Raw genomic sequence first — 23,269 nt, 5'->3', positions numbered from 1 at the left:
GTGGGATCAGCCCACGCGCCGCGGTTCGCCAATAGGATGGCTATTTCAAATTCATGCAGTTGGAATAGAAGGTCACGGTCGCTGGCCAGTCCGAGAAGATACCGATTATCCCGACTTGCTGGGCAAGAACATCCAGCACGGTGAGCATGTCGCCGTCGTTGTCGATGGCGTCGGTGACGGTTTGGTAGTACCAACCGCCGCCGGTGGCCAACGGCCCGGAGCGCTCCAGCGTCCAGGTGATGATGTCCAGGCCCGCGAGTTTCGCGAATGCAGCATACAATGACGGGACGACTTGGTCATTTAAGTCCAGATCCAGCAGCATCCACATGGGCGGGGCGATGATATTCACGCCCATGGCCGCCAACTCGGACATGTTTGGCATCCAGGTATTCGGATCGGTGTGATCGAAGCTCGGATCGTCGTAGCGGCCATCCAGAAACACCGCCTGCATTCCGAAAGCCGGCTCGTTTTCGATCCAGTACAGCACGTCGCCCAGATTAAACGACTGGGCCCAGACTTTGCGGGGCGAAATCCCGGCCGCTTTGTACTCGTCGATCAGTTGCTGGGCATAGTCCTCTTGGGTATAGGTACCTTCGAAAGGCATGGGCACGTCAGGTGACTTCAGCTCCGGAGTGAACTTCACGCCCAGCGCCTGGAATAGTGCGATGCTTTCCTGGTGACTGAGCAAGGTGCCTTTGGTGGCGTACAGGTCGGTCCGCCAGTTCGCAGTTCCCTGAAGGTATGCTTCCACTGTGGTGGCGGCTGTGTTGGCCCCGTCCATCTTGCCATTGAGGGTTTTGAACTCGGCCAGTGTGATATCGCTGGTGCAGCATTTGGCGCTCGCGGGGGTGATAACTTCGCCTGTGATGGGATCCAAAACCGCAGGGGTGAAACCTTCGGAGCATTTGTCCGCCAATGACGTGGCAAGAATATCGGTGGTGGTGTGAAGGTCACACTGAGAATGGCGGCACACCAGTTCACGGTCTTTGGTGAAGGTGACGTCGCATTCCATGATGCCCGCACCCATCCGCGCCGCCGCCTCGTAGGATTCTTTCGTATGCTCCGGGAATTGCAGCGGCGCACCGCGGTGGCCGATGGAAAAATCGCTCTTTTTGGGCCGTCGATTGGTGCAGGCTTGCAGGGCCGATTTGAGTTCGCCCTCGTCCATGTCTTCAACCAGATAAAACGGTCTCGGTCCGAGCTGGATTCGGGGGCCGGTGATCTTGTAATAATACGCCGCCAGTTCGCCTGCCTTGGACGACATCTCCGCTGTGGGGGTGGCGTGCGCCAATGGGATCGCGGCGTGTAATGCCAGTAGCAATAAAATAATGCCTGCCCGCATGGTTTACTCCTTCGCGATAGGTGCGTTTTGGGGGATCGGGTTTTTGCCTGGTGCGCGAAAACGTCCGGGCAAGCCAACAGATTTAGCCGGCCAATGTGTCGTCGCGATGGGGCTTAGGTGACGGATAAGTGACTGGGCCTAAAGCGCGGTGGATCGAAGCGGAGCGCTTATGCGAAATGCGAGGGGATTAGCGAACCAGTAAGTAGAGAAACAGGAGATTGGTGACCAAGAGCGCCGCGGCCAGCGCCCGCCAGAATCTTGAAGGGTTGCGTTCCAGAAGCGGCGGCAGCGATTGGCTCAGAAAGCGCGGATTCGGGTGTTTGAGGTCGTAGATAAATTCGGAGAGCTCGCCGTAGCGTTCCCGTGGATCGGCAGCCAGGGCTTTCTTTAGCGCGCCGTCCAGCCACATGGGAACCATGGGGTTGAAGTGAGGGCTGGGGCGGTACGACTGGCTGTCGAAGTCCCGCCACTTGGCCCGGCGCAGTTCATGTTCGCCGAACGGGCGTTCCCCTGTCAGCAGTTCGTAGGCGATCACCCCTAGTGAGAAGATATCCGATCGTACCGACGAGCCTTGGCCCAATAGGCATTCGGGGGCCATATAGTTGGCGGTACCCAAGCCGGTGGGTTGGCTGATGACTTTTTCAGCCTCCTCCAGCCCGGCGATTTTAGTGGCACCCAGGTCGATAATCCTAAACTGGCCATCGGGCTGGACCATGATGTTTTCGGGTTTTAAGTCCTGATGCACCATTTCCTGGCGGTGGAGCACCTGCAAGCCCTTGGCGATTTGTTCCATATGGCTGACCACGGTGGGAATGGACGGATTGGGGTTCCGGTTCATCCATGCTCGCAAGGACTCCCCCTCGACATACTCCATGGCCAAATACAGGCACGATTTGCGGCGGCCGGGGTCGTAACTCCGGACGACAAAGGGGCTGTTGATCCGGTTGCTGGCCCATTCCTCGTGCAGGAAGCGCTCCAGATAAGCGGCATCGTCCTCGTAATTGACCGAAGGGGTCTTGATGACCACTGGGATTTCTCCCGCCGAGCGTGTATCGACCGCAAGATAGAGTTGCGAACGGCTGCTGCTGCTGAGTTCCCCGACGATGCGATAGCCATCCAGGGACATACCCGCCTCCAGCGGTGGCGGCATGACCAAAGCCGCCAGGCGGTTGTAGGTTTCGATACCATCGGGGTCGGGGAGGCTCTCGATACGCAGGATCTGGCACGTGAGGTTATCCTGACTGCCGGCTTTCAGCGCGGCTTCGACCATCGCCTGGGCCGCATCAGCCAAATCGGCGGTGTGTTGCTCGATGAGGTTTCGCAGTTCCCGATCCGGCAGAACGTCGTGAATGCCATCGGTGGTCATGATGAGAAAGTCGCCGACTTCCAGATCGACGGTTTTGTGGTCGATTTCCAGTTTCGGATCAAAGCCCATGGCCCGCATCAGATACGATTTTTTGGCGCCTACCAAGCGGCTGTGGTCCCGCGTAATTTGTTCCATCACCTCGCCCCGCAAGTGATAGATCCGGCTGTCGCCTATGTGGAAGACGTGTGCGGTGTTGGACTTGAGTACAACCACGCTGAGCGTACTGGCCAGTTCCACGGTGCGGCCGTCCCCGTGACGACACATCCAGCGATTGATGGCGTTCAGCACCCGTTCCGATGACGTTTTAACGCTCCAGGAATCGGGTGTGGCGTAGTAGTCGCTGAGAAAGCCCTTGGCGCAATATTCGCTGGCTTCGCGGCCGTTTTCGCATGCACTGACGCCGTCGGCGATGACCGCGGCGATACCTTTGGTGTGCAGGGCGGGTTCTTCCGGCGTGACCACGCCGAAGAAATCTTCATTCACCGGCTTGATGCCGGCAAGGGAACACTGGCCAATGCCTACACGGAGGGAAGCTTGTGGTGTCTGCATCGGCCAGTGATTTTTCCGGGGTTATTCCATGTCGATCATGGCGACGGTGCCATCCGGCAGAATCTCCGCCATTTGCCCGCGCGGTTCTTCCAGAAATTGAACCGCGACGGTGGCAACCATAGCTGAAACGGCAATAACAAGGAAAAACATTTGCGGGCTGACGAACGATAAGACGGTCAGGAACAGAACGGAGCCGACGTTGCCGTAGGCGCCGGCCATGCCGGCGATTTGGCCGGTGAGGCGGCGCTTGATGAGCGGCACCAGCGCGAACACCGCGCCTTCACCGGCCTGGACAAAGAAAGAGCAGGCCATGGTGGCCAGTACTGCCAGCAGGATCGGCCAGTTGCTATCGATCTGACTCATGGCGAAGTATCCGATGGTCAGTCCGGTGAGCATGACGGTCATGGTTTTCTTTCGGCCGAAACGGTCACTGATGAGTCCGCCGCCTGGTCGTGACACCAGGTTCATGAAGGCGTAGCCCGACGCCAGCAGGCCGGCGGAGACCTGTGAGAGCTCGAATGTGTCGACGAAAAACAGCGGCAGCATGGATACCACGGCAAGCTCGGAACCAAACGCCGCCAGGTAGGCCAGGTCGAGAATCGCAACCTGTTTGAATTTGTATTGATGAAGTTTGGGAACGGGTTTGGTGAATATGTCCTTGTTCACGAGATAGGCGTGGTAACTCTGGTACAGGAACACCACCACCAGGCCCGCATAGATGAACAGGGTGGTTTGGCTGCCGATCAGGCTCACGCCGGAGGGCGATAGCTTCCACGCCAATACCGCCAGTGCGAGGTACATGGGGATATTCATGCCGATGTAGAAATACAGATCGCCGACGCTGGTGACTTCCATCGCCCCGGTTCGTTTGGGCTTGAAATACGTTGATCCCTTGGGCGTGTCGGTGACCGTGAAGAAGTAGATGACACCATAGATAATGCCGATGATGCCGGTGACGCCAATCGCGTAGCGCCAGCCGTTATCGCCCCCGAAAATCAACGCCAAGGTGGGCAGTGCCATGGCCGCTGCGGCCGACCCAAAATTACCCCAACCGCCGTAGATACCTTCCGCGACGCCCACTTGCTTGGCGGGGAACCACTCGCTGATCATCCGAATGCCAATGACGAACCCAGCACCGACAAAGCCTAACAGGAAGCGTGTCAGGGCCAACATTTCGAAACTTTGGGCGATCGCGAACAGGATGCATAAAAAGCCACTGATTACGAGCAGGCTGCTATAAGTCCGTTTGGGCCCGAAATGGTCGACCAGCATGCCGATGATCACCCGTGCCGGAATGGTCATCGCCACGTTCAGTATCAGCAAGGTTTGAATCTGGTCTTTGCTCAGTCCCAGCGTTTCTCGGATGGATGCGAGCAGGGGGGCGTGGTTGAACCACATCACGAAAGTGAGAAAGAAGGCAAACCAAGTTAAATGAAGGATTCGGATGTTGCCGCTGAACGAGAGGAGATTAAGTCGACCAGAATTCTGGCTCATCTTGAAGGGCGCTCCTGAATATCAATAGACGTTGTGGGCGATGGCGACCCTTGAAGCAAAAAATAAGCCAACTTAATGTATTGGGTGGCTGATATCTCGGTTTGGTCTATCTGCCAGAGCGGGAGTCGATCTGGTGCGTTTGTCCGGTGCTGGTGCGTTGAGGCTATTCCGTTGCACTGAAAAATCGACAATGTGCCGTCAAGGTGCGCGTTTTGCACCAATAGGGCGCAGCGGTCTAATCGGGGGCATTCGGCTTTGGATTGTGTAGGCTCATGGTATGTTGCGTTAGATCCCGCGGGCACGGGGACAACTTTTTGCAACGCTGACACGGCTTAGAAGATGGGGCAGAAAACAGGGGCTTTCAATGATGTGCAGCTGGTGATCGCCTGGGTGTTCACCGGTTTACAGCTGTTCGCCGTGGCGTGGTTCTTTGATCAGATTACGCCTTTTTACGCCGGTATGATGTTGGCCAACAGCCTGATTGTGACGGTGCTCATGGCGCAACGACGGCCCCGGCGACTGCACAACCTGCTGCCCTTGGCGCAACGGCTCTTTCTAATGGGATTGGCGGGTTTTTTTGTCTCCGGTACCGTGGCGATGCTGGCGCCACGATCCTTCGTCGAGCGCTACCCATTTTTTTTGGAGGTTTTGTCGTTCGCGGTGGCGATGTCGGCGACGCTTCCGGCGACCATCTTTCCGTTCGCGGTCTCCTTGGTATTGGCCGTGTTGTTCACTCGCCCGCGTCGATAGCTGCTAAATAATGCTACGGAATCGCGTGCTTCATTAGGGCGTTCATACACACCCGCTACTTTTGATAAATCTCCGTTTGCTCGTGTCGCGTCGAGGTGGGTGCTCCAGTAACGGCTGATCCATTCCGATATAACCTGTTATGGAAGAAAGAAATTTGCGATTGCGGTTTTTGTTGCAGGATTTTTTGAAGGATGCTGCGATGAAAGCGATCAGATGGGTTTCGCTCTGGGTCCTGGTCGCTTTGGGCAGCGGAGTGCCATCGGCTTGGGCCGGATTGTTCTCCGGACTGACCCGTGATCTGGATTGCGAGCCGGCGGCGACGGATTTTCGGGTGGCGCTGTCGGTGAGTTCGTTTGCCGAATTCGTATTAAGTTCCGGCATTACTTACCGGGATGGCGGTATCGAGGCCACGGACCTGGAATCTCTCCAGCAGCTCTTTGTCCGCTACGGCGCGACGGAAGTCTTCTCCCGCTTGGGCACGGTGGAGCAAGTCAACACCCCCGCCGATCGCACATTGGCCGGTACACTCCGCAGGGCAACGGTGGCGCATTCTTTGGGTTTGTCGTTTAACCCGGAAGTCAGCTTGTTTGGCACCTATGGTGATGTCTCGTGCCAGACACCGCCTGAGTTTGCCGGTTATCCGGATCTCGGGTTTTCCGGCGAGTGGACGGATCTCACCCTGGAAGAGATGCTGCCTATTCTGGAAGCTTACGGCGAACTGATCGCGCAGACGATACTGGACACCGGCGTCACGGTGAACGTTTGGGATTTGGGGAACGAGATCGAGTACGGCACGGCCGGCGTGGCCGTGGCGCCCATTCCCGGAGCCTGCGATAACGAAGCTGGGCCGAACTGGTATCAGCCGCCCGATAACGTTGATCCGGATATCGGCACGCGGGATGTGATCTCTCTGTTCACTTCTCCGGTGGCGGATCAAATTGCCTGGTTGAACGAAAACCTCTGGCCTTATGAAGCGCAGCTCTTAAAGGCCGTCGCGGACGGAATACGCGAAGTGGATCCCAACGCCCGTTTCGCCACCCACATTGCCAATTCTCACAGTGCCGAGTTCGCTGTGGCGTTTTATGAGGCCATGTCCGACGGCGGCATGGATTTCGACGAGTTGGGTTTGTCGTTTTACCCCAGCTCCCCGCTGGATCTTGATCTGGCCGGTCGTATCGATGCTTTTAAAGCCACGGTAACTGCCCTCAATACCACGTTCGGCAAGCCGGTTTTCGTGGCCGAATATGCCTATCCGGCCTCCCGCATCTTATTCGGGCCCTTCTCCAATTGGGACAACAAAGTACCCGGTTATTCTCTTCGGGAACGCGGACAGGCGCAGTTGCTGCGTGACCTAACCGCTTGGGGTAGCGAAAACGGCCTGTCCGGCATCCGTCCCTGGGCGCCGGACTTCGTCAACAGTGGGATTCCGATATGGAACGCCATGGCGCTGTTCCAGAAGCGTGGTAACAAGGCCAAGCCGCGCTCCAGTATGTGTTCCATCTTGTACGGCTTAGAAGACGCCGCCGCGCCTTAGCGTTACCATTGACTTGGCGTTTTACCTCGTTCGGGTAACCGAGACGCGGAGGTGGCCTTTCATGTCCGAACTTGGCGGTAGCTTACAACAGTTTCGTCTGCTGGCACGCTATAACCAGTGGATGAACCAGCAGCTCTATGCTGTTTGCGACACCATGGCCGATATCGATCGCAAACGCGATCTGGGCGCGTTTTTCAAATCCATCCACGGCACCCTCAATCATCTGCTGTACGGCGATAAAGCGTGGCTGGGCCGTTTCACTGGCCGACCCTTCGACGTCACGCTGCTGGGTCATGAACTGTATGCCGATTTCGCCGAGTTGCGGCTGGCCCGCGAGCACACCGACGCCGAGATCCTCGCTTGGTGCGACACCCTCACCGACGCTTGGTTGGCGTCCGACTTTGAATTCACCAGTCAAGCCTACGGAAAAACGCGTGTCCTGCCGGCTTGGGTGCTGGTGACTCACCTGTTCAATCACCAAACCCACCATCGCGGGCAGGTCACCACCTTGATCAAACAGCTTGGTTACGAGCCGGGTATCATCGACCTGCCGTGGATGCCGGAATTCGATACGCCGGCGACGGGTTAGTTTTCCCAGGGCACGTTCCCGCTAACGGGGCGCCAAGGCTCTGAGTGCACGCATTTCGCTGGCCAAGTATTGCGCTACGCCCAGTGCGGGCCAGAGGCCGGGCTTGGGCGCCTTGCCGCGTCCTATGCGGAGCAGTTGCACGCAATACCAGCCTTGCGCGTACATGTGGTTGAAGTTGCGCAGTCGATTGATGCGGCTGGCGGGGCCCAAGATGCCGGGACCAATGCGCAGGGTGTCTTCATAGCGCGGTGCGGCCGAGCAGCTGCCGTCGAGCAACTGATTGGGCAGATCGGTGTTCACGCACATGGGGCGCCCCAAACCGATGACGTCCAGTGCGTCATCCGCCAGGGCCTTGTTCATGCCCACCAGACTGCGAAAGCCGCCAGTGACCATCAAGGGAATACGGGTCACCTTGCGCATCCGTTCGGCGTACTCGAGGAAATAGGCTTCGCGCTCCAGGGTGCTCTGGGCCTTGGGCGATTGTTTGTCACCTTCGGCACCCGTGCCGAAAAACGAGAGTTGCTCGTAGGTGCCACCGGAAATCTCCAATAAGTCCACACTGGCTTCTTCCAGCCATTGGGCCACTTGCATCGACTCCTCGTTGCTGAAACCGCCTTTTTGGAAGTCCGCCGAGTTGAGCTTCACGCAGATGGGGAACTGTGGCCCCACTTCGCTGCGGATCGAACGGACAATTTCCAATAGCAGGCGCGCACGGTTTTCGATCGATCCCCCCCACTGATCCGTGCGCACGTTGGCTTTGGGGGACAAAAACTCGCTCAGCAGATAGCCGTGGGCGGAATGCAGCTGAACGCCGGTAATGCCGGCCTGTTTGGCGAAAACCGCAGCACGGGTAAAGCGCTGGATGATGTCTTGAATTTCATCCTCGGTGAGGGCGCGGGGTTTGCCGAACGCGCCCCCGGGCAGTTTCACGGGGATGGCGGAAGGTCCCAAGGGTTCGGCAGTAATGTAGCGGATAGTTTGGCGTCCCGAGTGGCTCAACTGCGCCCACAACTGATTGCCGTTGACCGTGCCCGCCTTAGCCAAAGCGGCCAGTTCGGCCTCGCCGCCGTTTTGATCAATGGCCAGGTTGCCAGGCCGCTCCAAATAGCGGCGATCCACCATCACGTTACCGGTTATAACCAAACCGGCCCCGCCTTCGGACCACTTGCGGTAGAGGCGCTGGTGGGCTTGTGTCGCCCGGTTGTTCCCATCCGCCAAGCCTTCGGTTAGCGCGGCTTTGGCGATCCGGTTTTTAAGGGTGACGCCGCAAGGCAGGGTTAGCGGCGAGGCGATGGTGATGGGGGGCATGTCGTTTTGTCCTTGGCTATACGTTCTCGAATCCACAGCCTATGGGATGGCCCATCCGAGTATAGTGCGCATGGATGCAATGCCCTAGGTTTCCCGGGCGCCATGCTTCGGTTTTGCCGATTTTACGAAGGGCAGGCAAAAAAACCATCTAACCTGCCCCGGTTTCGGGTGTGGCATATGTGCCAGATCGGTGTCGGCACCCGGTTTCCGCGAGCGGGGGCTGGTACAATGGGCCCGGGATAGCGTATCTTCGCGTCCTGACCACTCCGCGCCAGTAGCTCAGTTGGATAGAGCACCAGGCTTCGAACCTGGGAGTCGGGGGTTCGAATCCTCCCTGGCGCGCCATCTTCCGTCTGACTCTCCGTTTAGTATTGCCCGGAGGGCGGGTTATCCCTAGCTGACCTCACTGATTCGTACGAAATTCACCAGTTTGTCCTTGAGCCGCTGTGAGTAGGTGACAAAGTTGGTGAGAGCGCCGGCGTCTTTGCGGGTGGTATCGGCCAGAAGCGAAAGCAGTTCCCGGTGGGCTTTGTCTAGCATGGTTTGCAGATCCCGCGTTTTGGTCTTGATGTCCAGTTCCTCGCCGCGGGCCAGAGATTTTTGGATGTCATCGAACAAACCCAGTGTCTGGCCCGAAAGCTCCCGGATCAGCAGCAGAATGTCGCTCTTCAACTCCACGAATTGCTCGTTGATGACCTTTTTGGTGCCGAACAGGTCGTCGATCGAATCGTGTATTTGAAAGAGATAGTCAAACTGGTTAATGATCCGGATCAGCTCACGCGACTGCTGCTCGTCGGTAATTTTCGAGACGATTTTTGAGAAGTAATTGAGATACTCCTTTTTTAGAAAATTGACGTACTCAATGCGTTTTTCCGCGGCATCGTAAATTCCCCGGTAGTTGGTCTCGATACTCAGCGTGACCATGCTGTAGTTTTCCTGCAAAAAGGCCAACAACTGTCGCAGGTCACGGGCCAGCGTTTCCCTCACGCCCTCGAATTCGGCATCGTTTTCATACACCGGCAGGTTCAAGCGTTCGAAGTCCATTTTCCCCTCCCCGAGCATCGAATCGACCAGCCGCGTAAAGGGGGAAATTAAGAGGATGAACACCACGCTGGTCACCACGTTGAAGACCAGATGGATGTTGGCCAGCGCGATGGCCGGGTCCATGGTGACTTCGCTTAGCCGCGCGCCGAAAAGCAGCAGCACGGGCAGGAACAGCAACACGCCGCCGACATTGAACAAAAAGTGCGTGAAGGCGGCTTTTTTCGCCGCGATATCCATGCTGAAAACGGCAATCAGTGCGGTGGCCGTGGTGCCGATGTTCGCGCCCATGATCAGGGGAACGGCATTCTCCAGGCTCAAAATCCCTTGCTGGGTAAAAATGATGGCCAGGCCCGTGGTCACGGAGCTGGATTGCACCATCGCCGTAAACAACGCTCCGAACAGGATGGCAAGCAGTGGATTCTGTGGTTGGGTCAGGGTCTCGACCAGGAAGGGGTTTTCCTGCAAAGGTGCCAGGGAAGACGAGATGAGATTCAAACTAAAAAACACGAATCCGAAATAGAAGATGGCCTTGCCGAAGATCGAATGCCGCGAACGAATCAGGGAAAGAGCGAAACCCAAAATGATAAACATAGGGGCATAGGCGGTGAGTTTGAATGCCACCAACTGCGCGGTGACGGTGGTGCCGATGTTGGCGCCGAACATGATTCCCGCGCTGTTTCTAAAAGACAAAACCCCGGCGTTGACCAAGCTGATGGCAATCACGGACGTGGCGGAGCTGGATTGAATCACTGCGGTGACCACCGCGCCGATGAACACGCCGACAATCGGAATTCTGGTGGCCCGGCTTAAGAACTTACGAAAACGTTCGCCGGAGATTCGCTGAATTTCCTTAGAGAAGTTATCCAGGCCGAAGATAAACAGAATGATGGCCGTCAGCCCGGTCATAATCAGATAAATATTTTCCATTGCAATTCTCTGCTTATTCGTATCGGGAAACAGCGCAATGTGAATGGAGCTTGCTGCAGAATCGGTCGTGAAAAAAATAAAACAAGATTTCGTAGGTCACTCGACGATTGTGCATTCCGCGTCTTTGCTACACCAATAGACATTCACTGCATTCCAGCAACGTCTTATCGGATTTTCCGCGCTCAACTGGCCGATGGGGCCGGCATAGAGACGTGCATACACCCGTTGAGTTGTAGATTTGCCGAAAGCATCGGCGGAGAGCATGAGAGGGGTGATGAAAAAGAAGCCCAGAAAATAGATCAAGAGCAAGGTGCCAACCGTGGTCAAGGTGATCTTCTTCATAATCATTCGCTAAAGGCGTTTTTAACTTCTTTCCGAAGCGCCCGGGGATAGATAAGCCACGCTTTAATGCTATCCGGCTCGATGATAAAGCTCTGTAGCGAATCCGGCATATTGGTGAACGTTCCCATCGAGTTTATCCATTGCTCGTGGTAGTCCACACCGTAACACACATCTCCCAACGGGAGATCCATGGCCGGCCCGACGATTTTCTTGCCTGCGGGTCGCATGGGTTGCCCTCCGACCAGCGGGTAACATAAATACTCGCACTGCTTTACTCCGCCCTGGTAGCCTACGCCGGTAAAGTGTTGTGGCTCGCAAAAATATTTTCCCATTCAACGTTTCCGTGCTCGATCTGTTTTGTTGAGATCAGGGCCCTTGCAGGCATTCCGGGTTCCGATCCCGGCCTATCGCTGTCGACGCGTCACGTTTTCGCCCTTCCGTCACGAAGCTCGCGATGAATGCGACCGACGTGCGTCCCGCGTCAGTGACGGCGACCGTTGTGAGTTCACCTTAAAAGACGCTGATCGCAGAACTCTTTCATGCTCGCCAGCAATCGCGCAATCGACTGTTCCAACCATCGGTATGGTTCTCCGGTCGTTTGGGAATTCAATTCACGCGTGAATTGCCAATCCGTGCTGGGCTTTTTTGCGTTATCCGGGATGCATACCTTGCCGTCATCGTCACCACCCACATCGAGCGTTCTTGGCAGCGTGCCACGATGACTCAGATAATCCCGCTGCGTCTTTATATGCTCATAAGTGGAATCTGCTTGAAAAATCTCGCACATCGTTTCGGCGATGGCGGTTTCGGGAAACGCGCTTCCGTATCGCTTGGCCACGTTCCGCGGGTTTATCTCCCGAAGTTCCTTGTCGGAGGAGACAGGAAACGCTTGCGAATTAATCGTCGAGGCGATGCAGTGGGCGCCGACAGAAAAGCACTCTAGTGTTGAGAGCGCGCAACTGAAAAAGGAAAACAGGGCAAGATCCTGCCGATAACGCTCTGTAAATGACGGGTTAGGCGATCCGATTAACTCAACGAACGTCTGGCAGTGTTCTTGGGCGCCCCGATGACGGTAGAGAAGTCCATTCCATGCAGAACCGAATGACCTCCAAGCTGCCCTGTGACTATTGTTATATCCACGCATTTTGTCATGGATTGCCGTATAGGCGGCCGTATCGAACCCCTGGGGTGGGGCGATTCCGAGCGTTGATGAATTTTCCGGGTCTGTCATTGTGCTTCTCCGCGAGTGCTGTCGGGAAGGGCGGTAAGCATCCGTGCTGATGAGCAAGCGCGCACTGAGTTAGTGATGCCCGTATTTCCCTTTCGAGACAACCACCTTCACCTTGACCCCGTATTTTTTGACGACGGATGTCACGACATCCAAAAACCAGTCGTCACAGTCCGGATGCACCAGGATTTTCGTGACCAGCTGTTTGATATCGGCTTTGAGCAAGTGACCAACAGGTGTATCCAGTGAGGGCGAATGCTTGTCGTAGGTGTTCAGTAGAATCCTGACCTCTCGAAGTGTCGCCGCTTTCGGAAAAAAAATCTTCATACCTCATTACTTTTAGTGGTTCATCTGCTTCCTGGTAGGCCACGTTTTTTATAATGAGCCCATGAAAAGGAGTCATTGCACTCGGACTGGGACATTCTTTCTTAATGCTTTCCTGGATTATTTTGGCGGTGGTTTGTATTGCCACGGTGGCGTTGCGATCCCGCCCATAGAGCTCCCACATCACCATGTTTTCTTCGGTATTTTTGTGCCAACAGCTTAGAAACATGTTTTTTCGCAAATGCTCTTGGAAGTCGGCCGTGCCCCGGATTTTCTTGCTCACCTCCTTCTTTTGTTCAAGTTCTTTATATACTTGGTCCATGTGTCTTTTTATGTCATCCGGAAAACGGCCCTCGTGCAAATCGCGGAACGTATCTGACCTGGCCAGCCATAAACCTTGACGATCGAGCATGGATACGAACTTGGGGAAATTCATATACCGCCACAGGGTTGTCTCCAGTTCTTCTGAATCTAATTCTATTTTGGGGGCTGAAATCTCCATAACGTATCCTCAAAGACTTTTGGCTTAACCTTTTCGCTTGATGTCTTTCGCGGCTATCCAACCAACGCGGGATTCCAATTACTGTATCCATGAGTCGGGCCGTAAATCCCGATTTTCAAGGGCGACGGGTGATGTCCGATGAATGTCCTCTAGCGTGGTGCTCCTGTGGCTTTTTTCTTCGAGCGGGCGATGGGGATGTGATATTCGCTTTCCACGGCCAGCGGTGAGCCGATGTCGTCGGTGCGGTAGGTGCAAAAACTCAAGGCTCGTGCACGATAGGTGATGGGCTCGCGGGGAACGGCTTCTCGGAGCCTGGCGGCGAGGGTGCGTGTGCAGTGGTGGTTGTTGTAGATGCCGAGCGTGATGTGGGGTACGTAAGCGGTGGTCCGCTCTTCGGGCGTTACCGAGTTGAATCGGCTGCGCAATGCGTTCAGACCGCCGTCGCAATCTTCGACTTCCAGAAACGGAGCGAGGGGAAAGCTGTTCGCGCCGTGCACTTTTAGTTCGAATGGGCCAATGGGGAATTTCTCCAGCCGCTCGCGGTGTCGGTCGTAGTCGGCGCCGCTAAAGCCGCAAGCGAAAATGGTGATGTGGTCTTGCCGCTGGTAACGGTCGATGAGGTAGGGCTCGAGTTGCGTTCGGGCGGCGTGAGTCCTGGCGAGGATTTGGGGGCAGTCGATCAGGAGCGCCCACAGGTAATAATTCGGTTCACCTTGATGCCACCGGTGGTAGTTCCGACAACGCGGTCTATCGGTTTTTTCCCGTCGCAGAAATCGCTCGGCAGTTCGTGGGTGCTGATTCATCGATGGGATGTTGCCGTTCTCTTACGGCGTCAAGTTACGATTTGTCGGGAGGGCAGCAGGTGGTGTTTTCCTGTTTCGGCGGGCAGGGCGTGGAGCCGTACGAGCAATAGACGCAGCAGTCGCCTTTTTTGGGTTTGAGTTCGCGGTGGCAACCCGGGCAGGTCCAGAGCCATATGCAGGCGTTAAGGGGCATGGCCTCGGTGGTTTTTTGCCCGCAATGGGGGCAGGTGATGGTACTTTGCCGGGTTGTCATGGCCGCCTCCTTCACGTCAGATTTTGAGCCAATCATGCGTTGCCTGTCGCCGGCGTCGCAAGGCTGATGTTTTCGACTTCCGCCATCTCAGAACGCAACCACTGCCGGGGCGAGGTTCCGGTATGCGCCCGAAACGCCCGCGAAAACGCCGTGGTGCTGTTGTATCCCACGTCCTGCGCTACATGCGCCACCGGTTTGCCCTGTTTTAAGAACCGGCGGGCGAGGTTGATCCGCCACCCCGTCAGGTAGTGCCCTGGGGTGGTTCCCACCGTTTGTCGAAAATTCGCCGCAAATCGGGCCCTAGACATACCCGCTTGTGCCGCCAATTCGCTCAGGGACCAGTCTCTCGCCGGCTGCTCATGCATGGCGACCAAGGCCTTGGCAAGCCGCCGGTCGGCCAATCCCGCCAGCAGTCCGATGGGGGCTGCCGGTTGGTCCAGGGTGTGGCGCAGGAGGTGAATTAGCAGCAGTTCGCACAAGCGGTCTAGTGCCGCTTGGCGCCCGCAGTGTTCGGAAAACGCCTCTGCGAACAGCAGTTCCAGGATGGCGGAGAGGGTGGGCATATCCGCCAAGGGAACGCACAGCATGGGAGGCAAGGCCAAGGCCAACGGATTGCCATGGTTGGCGCCGATGTCCACGGTCGCGCACACCAGGTCTACGCCGTCGTTGGGATCTACGGTCACATCATGGGCCGCTGCGCGGGGGTAGAACAGCAGGCTGGGCTCATCGATCACCTGCGTGGCATGCACGGAAGAGCGAACCTGAAGCCGGCCCCGGTGGACAACATGCAGATACCCCAGTCGGTCAGCGCCCGAGAAACGCTCGTTCGCGCACACCCGGCCTTGAAAAAAGACTCGGGCCCGCAGGCTGTAGTGATCCAGTAACCCGGCCAGCCGGTCGTTCATGCGAGACTCTCTGCGCAAAAAACGAGACTATGCGATACCAAACGTATTTTGGCAAATCGTACGATGCTTCTCACGCAGTTCACGGACTGCTGATCTATCGGAATCGCAACATTGTTTGAGGAGTACTCGTATGCCACAGATTGAACCGGTCACTTTAGACACTGCCCAGCCCCGCGCGGCCGAGACACTGAACGCCGTCAAAGCCAAGCTCGGGATGGTACCCAATTTGTTCTCGACGCTGGGGCACTCGCCCGTTGCCCTGAACGGCTATGTGCAGCTGAACGAGACCCTGACACAAGGCCGATTGAACGCTCAGGAGCGGGAGATCGTCGCCCTGGCGGTGGGTCAGGAAAACGCCTGTCAGTATTGCCTGAGTGCCCACAGCCTAATGGGCCGTAAGGCGGGTTTGAGCGACGAGCAGATCCAACAGGCCCGAAAGGGCAGCGGGGTCGATGATCTGAACGCCGCTGTCGCGGGCTTCGCGCAATTGGTGGTGAAGTCCCGGGGACAGCTCCCGGCGGGTTCTTTGCAGTCATTTCGCCGTGCCGGTTTGGACGACGAATTGATGCTTGAAATCATCGCCCACGTCGCGCTCAACGTGCTGACCAATTACACCAACCACATCGCGGAAACGGAGGTTGATTTTCCCGCAGTGAATGTTTAGTCGCATCGGGGTTGAGGTCCGTCACCACTTTGGCGGACCTCCTTTTTACTGTTAGGTTTCCGCATGATCCATTTGCGGTTGAGTACACAACGGAAAACGATCATCCTTGGGCTGACAGTTTTAAGGACAGTTGGCTTGAAGGATTTGTCATGTCGGACACCATTTCGAGAAGCGGCCGTTGCCTATGCGGCGCCGTGACCCTCTCTGCGGAACGGATTAGCAAGCAAGTTGGCGCATGTCATTGCGATATGTGCCGGCGATGGGGTGGCGGGCCGCTGATGTCCGTGGATTGTGGCGATGCCGTCCAGTGGCGCGGACAGACGCACATTGGCGTTTACGCCTCTTCCGATTGGGCGGAACGCGGTTTCTGCTCGCAATGCGGTAGCCATTTGTTCTACCGGCTTAAAGAGAGCGGCCAGTACATCGTACCCGTGGGGCTGTTCGCCGATGAGCCGGACTTTGTGTTCGATCATCAGGTCTTCATCGACGAAAAACCCCATTACTACCAATTCGCCAACAAAACCCAGGATATGACCGGCGCCGAGATTTTTGCAAAGTACGGCGCAACCCAAGACTGATCATGGGGTCATCCGATTCCAGTCCCCGTCTGAGCAGAAGCGGTAGGGTTCCGACCACCAACCCGGCGGTTTTTCCCAGCCAATGATGGTATGCAAAGGTGGGTCGGTGGCCCGTGCGCCGCTTATTGGCGGTATGGGCGTCCCGAACTTAGCCCAGGTGACCGGCGGTGAGTATGGGCGTTAGCCAGTAGTGCAGGTCGGAGCCGGCGAAGTCGGCTCGGAGTGCTTCGATGAGCAAGTGGGCGACATCCTCCGCCAAGTGGGTCTGGATAATCAGGCGTGGTTGGCGACCCACCACTTGTTCGGCCACGCTGTAGCTTTCCGGTGCGGTGCCGTGACCATACCCCAGCACGCTGGAAAAGCCGGTGATTTCGTGCCGCGCCAACAGCCAGTCCACCGTTGCCTCTTCGATCTGCGGCGGTATCACCACCGTGAGCAGACACTCGCTCAAGGGCGTCGCCGGATCGTCACTCCCGGCCAGGCGGTCTATCAGGGCGCGAAGTCGTTCAAGTGGGTGATTATCCATGGTGCGCTTATGCCTTGGGATCGCCGAAACGGCGGTAGAGTATGGGCAGAAGAATCAGGGTCAATAGAGTGGAGGAGACCAGTCCACCCACCACCACCGTGGCGAGCGGGCGTTGAATCTCGCTGCCCGGTCCGGTGGCAAACAGTAACGGGATCAAACCGAAGGCAGCGATGCTCGCGGTCATGAGCACCGGCCGTAGCCGCCGTTTGGCGCCTTCCATCACCACGATTTCCATGGGTTTTCCCACGGCCCGTTGCTGATTGAAGTAGGTCAACATCACCACGCCGTTCAGTACCGCGATGCCCAGCAGGGCAATGAATCCCACCGACGCTGGAACCGAGAGATACGAGCCCGTGATCCACAAGGCGAAGATACCGCCGATCATGGCGAAAGGAATGTTGCTCAACACCAAAACGGCTTGACGCACGGAACGGAAAGTGGAGAACAACAACAGGAAGATCAAGCCGATGGCGATGGGGATCACCAGCGACAATCGCGCGGCGGCGCGTTGCTGATTTTCGAATTCCCCGCCCCACGAGAGATAGTAGCCCGTGGGGAGTTCCAGGTTGTCGGAGACGGCTTGTTTGGCGTCGTCGACAAAACCCACCAAGTCGCGGCCGGTGACGTTGGCAATCACCACGGTATTTCTCGCACCTTGCTCCCGTTTGATGGCCACAGGCCCGGCCACTCGGCGGATGGTGGCCAAGGATCTTAGCGGAACGCTTTGTCCATCCGGTAGGGTGATGAGCAGGTTGTCGAATTCCTGTGGCGAGTTACGCAGCTTCTTAGGGCCACGCAGTATCAACGGGGTGCGCCGGTTGCCTTCGTAGATGGTGCCCAGTTCCAAGCCTTCCACTTGGGCGCGCAGCACGTCCTGCAATTCGGTCACGCTCATGCCGAACCGACCCAGTGCCAGCAAGTTGATATCGATTTGCAGGTACTGCGCCCCTTCGTTGGTGGGGGTGAACACGTCTTCCGCACCGGGTATGTCGCGCACGATTTTCACGGCTCGGTTCGCCAGTTGATTGAGTTCGTCTTGGTCGGGACCAAAGATTTTGATCGCCACGTCGCCGCGTACGCCGGTGAGCATTTCCGATACCCGCATCTCGATCGGCTGAGTGAAGGTGTAGTTGATGCCGGGGAAACCATCCAACACCTCCCGCAGGGTATTGAGGAGTTGGTCGTGCGTTTCGAATCGTCCGCCGGCCTGCAGATCGACTTGGAGAAAACTGTCGGTCTCGTTCAGGCCCATGGGGTCCAGACCCAACTCGTCCGATCCGGCGCGGGCTACGACGCCGGTGACCTCCGGTAACTCCAGCAGCGCACGCTGTACCCGCAGGTCGGTGGCCAGCGATTCTTCCAGCGAAATGGACGGCAGTTTCTCCAGCTGAACTACCACCGTGCCTTCGTTCATGGTGGGAATAAACGTTTTGCCCACGCGGGTATAAACGAGGGCCGCGAGCACCAGTAGCACCAGGGCGACGGTAATGACCACGCGAGTGTGCTGTAAGGACCAACCCAGGCTGGGAGCATAGATGCGTTGCAGTTGCCGGATCAGCCAGGGCTCCTTGTGGCTGACTTTGCCCAGCAGATAGGAGGCGAGCACGGGGATCACGCTGAGGGAGAGCAGCAACGAGGCGGCCAGCGCAAAAACGATGGTCAGTGCCACGGGGACAAACAACTTGCCTTCCAGGCCTTGGAGGGTGACCAACGGCAGGAACACGATAATGATGATCAGAATGCCGGAGGTGACCGGCGTGGCGACTTCCTTCGCCGCCCGATAGATGATGTGCAGCCGGGGTTGGGGGGCGGTCTCGTCCCGTTCCGATAGGTGCGTGACGATGTTCTCGACCACCACCACAGCGGCGTCTACCAGGATGCCGATGGCGATGGCTAAGCCGCCCAGGCTCATCAAGTTGGCGCTCATGTCGAAGCCATACATCAGGATGAACGTGGCCAGCGCCGCCAACGGCAGAATCAAGGCCACGGTGATGGCGGCACGCAGGTTGCCGAGGAACAACACCAGCAGGATCAGCACCAGGACGATGGCTTCGATCAATGCGCGCGAGACGGTAGCCACGGCACGTTGGACGAGATCGCCGCGGTTGTAGAACACCTCAATGTTGACTTCTGGCGGCAGACTGGCCGCAAGCTCGTCGAGCTTGGCCTGGGTGCCTACGACCACTTCCCGGGCATTGGCGCCGCGTAAACCGAGTACCAGGCCTTGCACCGCTTCCCCCTGACCGTTGCGCGTGACACCACCATGGCGGGTGAGGGAACCGATGCGGACTGTGGCGATATTGCCGACGCGAACCGGCTCGACGGGGTGGGGCTTCACCACGACCGCGCGAACATCCTCCAGGGTCTGGATGCTGCCTGATGAGCGGACCAGGAGAGTTTCCTCACCATCGCTCAGACGGCCGGCACCGTCATTGCGGTTGTTGAGTTCCAAGGCGCTGCGCAGCTGCGCCAGGGCGATGCCGTTGGCGTACATGCGCGCGTTGTCCGGGATCACCTCGAAAGTGCGCACGAAACCACCCAAGGCATTGACATCCGCCACCCCGGGAACAGTCCGCAGGACCGGTCGGATCACCCAGTCCAAAAGGCTGCGACGTTCCGCGAGGGAGAGCGTATCGCTTTCGATGGTGAACATGAACATCTCGCCCAGCGGCGTGGTCATGGGGGCGATACCGCCGGTGATTACCGCTGGCAGGCTGTCCCACACCGCGGTGAGGCGTTCGGTCACTTGTTGCCTGGCCCAGTAGATGTCGCTGCCTTCCTCGAAATCCACGGTAATGTCGGTAAGACCGTATTTGGTGATGGAACGCAATATGGTCTGCCGCGGTATCCCGAGCATTTCCACTTCGATCGGTGCCGTGATCCGGGATTCCACTTCTTCCGGCGTCATACCCGGGGCCTTGATGATGATTTTGACCTGGGTGGTGGAAATGTCCGGAAAGGCATCGATGGGTGTGTTGCGGGCGGCATAGCCACCGGCACCGGTGAGCAAGGCGACGAGCAAGAGCATCAATAGCCTTTGGCTAAGCGCGAAGCGAATCAAGCCGTCGAGCATTATTCGCCGCCTCCCATGCCCAGCCAAGCCGCTTTGAGATTGGCCGTGCCGGTCACGGCCAACTCGGCGTCTTTTGTCAGATCCGCGCGAACGACGATGTGCTTGGTTTCTTCATTGATCACCGCCACCGGAAGGACTTCAAAGCCGCCATCGCCCAGGACGAACACGTAGGCTTGTTGCTCGCTACGAATGACCGCCGTTCGAGGTACCCGATACAGGTTGTCGCCGCCATTGTGGGTGCGCAATTGCGCTTCCACGAACTGACCGGGCAGCAGTTGTTCGGTGCCTTGTTCGATGCGGGCCCGCAACAACACCCCTTGGTCGGCTTCGTGAACCCGACGCCCGATGGCGATCAGCTCACCTTCCAACCCCAGATCACAGACTTGGACCGGGTCACCGGGCTGGAACAAAGTTGCTTGTTCTCTCGGGGCATGGATCTCCAGCCATAGCGGGTTCAGCCAGCCCACGGTATAGATGGGATCGGCCGACTCCAATTGCTGGCCTGTCTTGGCCAGTTGCTGGAGCACGATGCCCGTCAAGGGCGAGCGAATGGTGAGTGTCAGGATGAAGCGCTGATCACGACGTAGCGTCGCCAGGTCGTTTTCCGACAGTCCGGCGATTTCCAAAGCCGCCCGGCTTTGATCGGCTGCTACTTTGGCTTCTCGCCAGCGAGTTTGGGTTTCGGTGAGCCGTTTTTTGGCGATGATGCCCTTGTCGAACAAGCTCCGATCGCGGGACAGATCCGATTGGGCCAACGCCAGTTGAGCGAGCGCTTCCAGATAATCGGCCTGCATTTCGATGAGCGCGGGGCTGCGAACCCGGGCCAGCGGCTGGCCTTTCTCAACGCTTTCACCTTCACCGACCAACAGGGCTTCGAGTATGCCGGGTTGCAGGGCGTTGACGATCCGCAATTGCTCATTGGGGATGGTCACCCGCGCGGGAAATCGCAGGCTGAGCGTGCCGTCCATGGTATCCGGCTTTGCGGTTGTCACGCCGATGGCGTTTTGCGCATCGGCGTCGGCGGCCACAAACTCTGCCGCCGCGGCCAGCCCGGTGGTACACATCAAGACTATGACGAGCAGCGCCCCTGTCGTTCCCGCCCTCATGGCATCACTCCCAAGAGTTGGTTGTAGCGTGCGATATCGCGTGCCAGCGTCAAACGCTGCCGGTCCTGTTGCCGGAATGTGTCGTACGCCGCAGTGCGGATCAGCAGAAAATCCATCAGGTCCATTTCCCCCAGATCGAATGCGGCTTGCGAAAGGCTCAAATGTTCGGCCGCCAGTTCGGCGCGCTCGGTGGTCAGGGTCAGCGCCTGGCGGCCGATCTCGACCTGATTGCCGGCGGCGGAAATGGCCAGGCCGAGCTCGCGCTGCTCCCTTGCGAGTTTGGTTTTCGCGTCCGCCAGATCCCACTCGGCCGCGGCGATATCCGGACCGGCGTAAGCGCGCAGACCGATGGGTATGCCCACCCCTAATCCCACCGAATTGATGGCTTCGTCCTCGGCACGGCCTTGTTCCCGCCGGGCGCCCACTGACAACACGGGCTGACCCAGTCGATTGGCCACCGCTTGATCCCGTTCGACCATGGCGCGGCTCAGTTGCAGCCGGCGCAGAACCAACAAGGGATGATCCGACAAGTCGCGTTCAGCGGCTTCGGTTTCCTTGAACGCGAAGGGCAAGGCGTCCAATCCGGTGAGGATACGGTAGGATTCCAAGGCGTTTGCCAGCGCCGCCTCCGTTTCGAGTTGCTCGATTTTCCGATCCAGGGTTTCGCGTCGGGATAAGTTCAGGTCGATCTGCGGCAGTTCGCCGTGGTTGATGCGTTCTGCGATTTGACGCTGCAGTTCCAGTGCACTTTCCGTGGCGGCTCGAGCTTGTGCTCGCGCGCCGTCCGCCAGAGCCACCGCCCATAAGTGTTCCCGCAGCTCTCCGGCCAGTCGCCACCGCAACACCTGTCGGTAAGCCGACTGGATGGTGTCGGCCTCGTTTGCCAACGTGTGCCAGCCGGCGCGTTGACGCGGTCGCCACAAGGGCAGTTCCAGGCCGGCCTCGAGCTCCTGAAGCCCAACGTCGCTGGCGAGTGCATCGTCTTGGTAATGCAGGCTAAGCATGGGTGCGTCGGCAAGCCAAGCGCGCGATTTTTGGGAGATCGCCAAGGCTTCGCCAGCCAGCGCGTTGGCCAATGTGACGTCCGGATGGCGTGCTTCGGCCGCGTCCAGGGCCCCATGTACGGTCAACTTCGGGTCCATCCGCCAGCTGGGTGGCGGGTTTTCTGCTGCGCTGGCCATGAGGGCTGTCTGGGCCATCAGGACAGCGAAGAGAGCAATCCAGGATCGGTGCATTGTGAGTACTTCGGCGATTTTGAGTCAGTGTGTCTTTCGAGGCGAACAGACCAAGGGTAGACCTAAACAAGGCAGGTTTGCCGCGAATTCAAGCCAAGCCACATTCTGCCGGACTCCAATCCGTGGCTGACGACATAGATCAATACGAACGGCAATCGTCTCTATTCTTGCCGCGACGCTCGGGGCCGGCGGCGGACTCTAATGATCGATACGGCCGATCGCAGTTTGGTTTCGGAGTCGCTCCAAAAGGGGCTGGCTGGGATATCCGTCTATGGGTAGTTGGTGGGTTTTCTGAAAGGCCTTGATGGCGCTTCGGGTTCGGGGGCCCAAAATGCCATCCGCGGTCCCGACGTCATAGCCAAGAGAGAGCAGGTGGTTTTGGATCTCTTTCGCGTCGGCCCGCCGATAGAAGGTTTCAGCCGGCGGCTGGCGATACAAGGGGCCGGTGCCGGCGATTCGGTCGGCCAGGTGGCCAACCGCCAAGGCGTAGTAGGTGGACGCGTTCCACCGCATGACCGCGCGGAAATTCTCGTAGACCAAAAACGTCGGGCCGTCGAACCCTTCCGGAGCGACTAACGAGGCTTTCATGTCCACGCGGGGCAGTCGTTTCTGGTCGGTTTGGCGAATTCCCAAACGATCCCAATCGCGCATGGATCGCTGACGCTTCAAGCCGACGTAAGACCATGGCAAGTGGGACGGCGCGACCACTTCCCGACCCCAGCGTTGGTCTTCTTTCCAACCCATCTCGCGTAGGTAATACGCCGATGAGGCAAAAACGTCCGGAAGGTCGTTTAATAAGTCAGCCCGGCCATTGGCGTCGTAGTCCA

Annotated in this window: 22 protein-coding genes and 1 tRNA gene; 6 read left to right on the top strand and 17 right to left on the bottom strand. The window is 57.7% G+C overall.

All coding sequences use genetic code 11. The features are described from left to right. Window positions 1–40: 40 nt before the first annotated feature. The 3 genes from SVU69_12425 to SVU69_12415 form a co-directional block, all read right to left on the bottom strand. The gene (locus SVU69_12425) at window positions 41–1,264 is read right to left on the bottom strand and encodes a glycerophosphodiester phosphodiesterase family protein (GenBank protein MDY6943801.1); all 1,224 of its coding nucleotides are present in this window, start codon (window positions 1,262–1,264) and stop codon (window positions 41–43) included. A 265-nt stretch (window positions 1,265–1,529) separates the two neighbouring features. Next, the gene (locus SVU69_12420) at window positions 1,530–3,257 is read right to left on the bottom strand and encodes a protein kinase (GenBank protein MDY6943800.1); all 1,728 of its coding nucleotides are present in this window, start codon (window positions 3,255–3,257) and stop codon (window positions 1,530–1,532) included. 21 nt (window positions 3,258–3,278) lie between these two features. Beyond that, the gene (locus SVU69_12415) at window positions 3,279–4,751 is read right to left on the bottom strand and encodes a NarK family nitrate/nitrite MFS transporter (protein MDY6943799.1); all 1,473 of its coding nucleotides are present in this window, start codon (window positions 4,749–4,751) and stop codon (window positions 3,279–3,281) included. Window positions 4,752–5,090: 339 nt separating this feature from the next. On the opposite strand from SVU69_12415, the gene SVU69_12410 reads away from it, so the two are divergent. From SVU69_12410 to SVU69_12400, 3 genes are all read left to right on the top strand, one after another. Further along, a complete protein-coding gene (locus tag SVU69_12410) occupies window positions 5,091–5,501 on the top strand; it encodes a hypothetical protein (protein MDY6943798.1) in 411 nt (136 codons plus the stop codon). Window positions 5,502–5,700: 199 nt separating this feature from the next. Then, complete coding sequence (locus SVU69_12405; protein ID MDY6943797.1) at window positions 5,701–7,035, top strand: glycosyl hydrolase 53 family protein; 1,335 nt, start codon at window positions 5,701–5,703, stop codon at window positions 7,033–7,035. A gap of 61 nt (window positions 7,036–7,096) precedes the next feature. After that, the gene (locus SVU69_12400) at window positions 7,097–7,624 is read left to right on the top strand and encodes a DinB family protein (protein MDY6943796.1); all 528 of its coding nucleotides are present in this window, start codon (window positions 7,097–7,099) and stop codon (window positions 7,622–7,624) included. 21 nt (window positions 7,625–7,645) lie between these two features. Here the strand turns inward: SVU69_12400 and SVU69_12395 are convergent, their stop codons facing one another. Further along, on the bottom strand, window positions 7,646–8,932 hold the full coding sequence (locus SVU69_12395) for an NADH:flavin oxidoreductase/NADH oxidase family protein (GenBank protein ID MDY6943795.1): 1,287 nt from the start codon (window positions 8,930–8,932) through the stop codon (window positions 7,646–7,648). 268 nt (window positions 8,933–9,200) lie between these two features. On the opposite strand from SVU69_12395, the gene SVU69_12390 reads away from it, so the two are divergent. After that, window positions 9,201–9,277 (top strand) — tRNA-Arg (locus SVU69_12390). Between the two features lie 48 nt (window positions 9,278–9,325). On the opposite strand, the gene SVU69_12385 is transcribed toward SVU69_12390, so the two are convergent. From SVU69_12385 to SVU69_12350, 8 genes are all read right to left on the bottom strand, one after another. Beyond that, window positions 9,326–10,903, bottom strand: coding sequence for a Na/Pi symporter (locus SVU69_12385; protein ID MDY6943794.1), 1,578 nt, complete (start codon window positions 10,901–10,903; stop codon window positions 9,326–9,328). 96 nt (window positions 10,904–10,999) lie between these two features. After that, on the bottom strand, window positions 11,000–11,245 hold the full coding sequence (locus SVU69_12380; GenBank protein ID MDY6943793.1) for a hypothetical protein: 246 nt from the start codon (window positions 11,243–11,245) through the stop codon (window positions 11,000–11,002). 2 nt (window positions 11,246–11,247) lie between these two features. After that, window positions 11,248–11,577, bottom strand: a complete 330-nt coding sequence (locus tag SVU69_12375; protein ID MDY6943792.1) for a hypothetical protein — start codon at window positions 11,575–11,577, stop codon at window positions 11,248–11,250. Between the two features lie 173 nt (window positions 11,578–11,750). Further along, window positions 11,751–12,476: a hypothetical protein gene (locus SVU69_12370; GenBank protein MDY6943791.1), complete on the bottom strand. Its 726-nt coding sequence runs from the start codon at window positions 12,474–12,476 to the stop codon at window positions 11,751–11,753. Between the two features lie 163 nt (window positions 12,477–12,639). Further along, complete coding sequence (locus tag SVU69_12365; GenBank protein MDY6943790.1) at window positions 12,640–13,299, bottom strand: hypothetical protein; 660 nt, start codon at window positions 13,297–13,299, stop codon at window positions 12,640–12,642. A gap of 149 nt (window positions 13,300–13,448) precedes the next feature. Then, window positions 13,449–14,102, bottom strand: coding sequence for a 2'-5' RNA ligase family protein (locus SVU69_12360; protein MDY6943789.1), 654 nt, complete (start codon window positions 14,100–14,102; stop codon window positions 13,449–13,451). Between the two features lie 34 nt (window positions 14,103–14,136). Further along, window positions 14,137–14,355 carry a GDCCVxC domain-containing (seleno)protein gene (locus SVU69_12355; protein ID MDY6943788.1) on the bottom strand — a complete coding sequence of 73 codons (219 nt, stop codon included), beginning with the start codon at window positions 14,353–14,355 and terminating at the stop codon, window positions 14,137–14,139. A gap of 32 nt (window positions 14,356–14,387) precedes the next feature. After that, window positions 14,388–15,260: an AraC family transcriptional regulator gene (locus tag SVU69_12350; protein MDY6943787.1), complete on the bottom strand. Its 873-nt coding sequence runs from the start codon at window positions 15,258–15,260 to the stop codon at window positions 14,388–14,390. Window positions 15,261–15,390: 130 nt separating this feature from the next. Between SVU69_12350 and SVU69_12345 the strand changes: the two genes are divergently transcribed. Both SVU69_12345 and SVU69_12340 read left to right on the top strand, forming a co-directional pair. Then, window positions 15,391–15,924 (top strand): carboxymuconolactone decarboxylase family protein, encoded by a 534-nt coding sequence (locus tag SVU69_12345; GenBank protein MDY6943786.1) that lies wholly within the window; start codon window positions 15,391–15,393, stop codon window positions 15,922–15,924. A 149-nt stretch (window positions 15,925–16,073) separates the two neighbouring features. After that, window positions 16,074–16,502 (top strand): GFA family protein, encoded by a 429-nt coding sequence (locus tag SVU69_12340; protein ID MDY6943785.1) that lies wholly within the window; start codon window positions 16,074–16,076, stop codon window positions 16,500–16,502. 148 nt (window positions 16,503–16,650) lie between these two features. Here SVU69_12340 and SVU69_12335 read toward each other — a convergent pair whose 3' ends face one another. From SVU69_12335 to SVU69_12315, 5 genes are all read right to left on the bottom strand, one after another. After that, a complete protein-coding gene (locus SVU69_12335) occupies window positions 16,651–17,028 on the bottom strand; it encodes a DUF3240 family protein (protein ID MDY6943784.1) in 378 nt (125 codons plus the stop codon). 7 nt (window positions 17,029–17,035) lie between these two features. Next, the gene (locus SVU69_12330; protein ID MDY6943783.1) at window positions 17,036–20,101 is read right to left on the bottom strand and encodes a CusA/CzcA family heavy metal efflux RND transporter; all 3,066 of its coding nucleotides are present in this window, start codon (window positions 20,099–20,101) and stop codon (window positions 17,036–17,038) included. Further along, window positions 20,101–21,207 (bottom strand): efflux RND transporter periplasmic adaptor subunit, encoded by a 1,107-nt coding sequence (locus SVU69_12325; GenBank protein ID MDY6943782.1) that lies wholly within the window; start codon window positions 21,205–21,207, stop codon window positions 20,101–20,103. Before SVU69_12325 ends, SVU69_12330 begins: the two co-directional genes overlap by 1 nt. Next, window positions 21,204–22,406, bottom strand: a complete 1,203-nt coding sequence (locus SVU69_12320) for a TolC family protein (GenBank protein MDY6943781.1) — start codon at window positions 22,404–22,406, stop codon at window positions 21,204–21,206. The genes SVU69_12325 and SVU69_12320 overlap by 4 nt, the downstream gene beginning before the upstream one ends. 234 nt (window positions 22,407–22,640) lie before the next feature. Further along, a partial coding sequence (locus SVU69_12315; protein MDY6943780.1) for a lytic murein transglycosylase occupies window positions 22,641–23,269 on the bottom strand: 629 nt, incomplete at its 5' end.

The organism is Pseudomonadota bacterium (genome assembly GCA_034189865.1).
Lineage (GTDB): Bacteria > Pseudomonadota > Gammaproteobacteria > UBA5335 > UBA5335 > JAXHTV01.
Note: the sequence above shows the minus strand (reverse complement) of the source record. Positions and strands in the feature narration are given on the sequence as shown.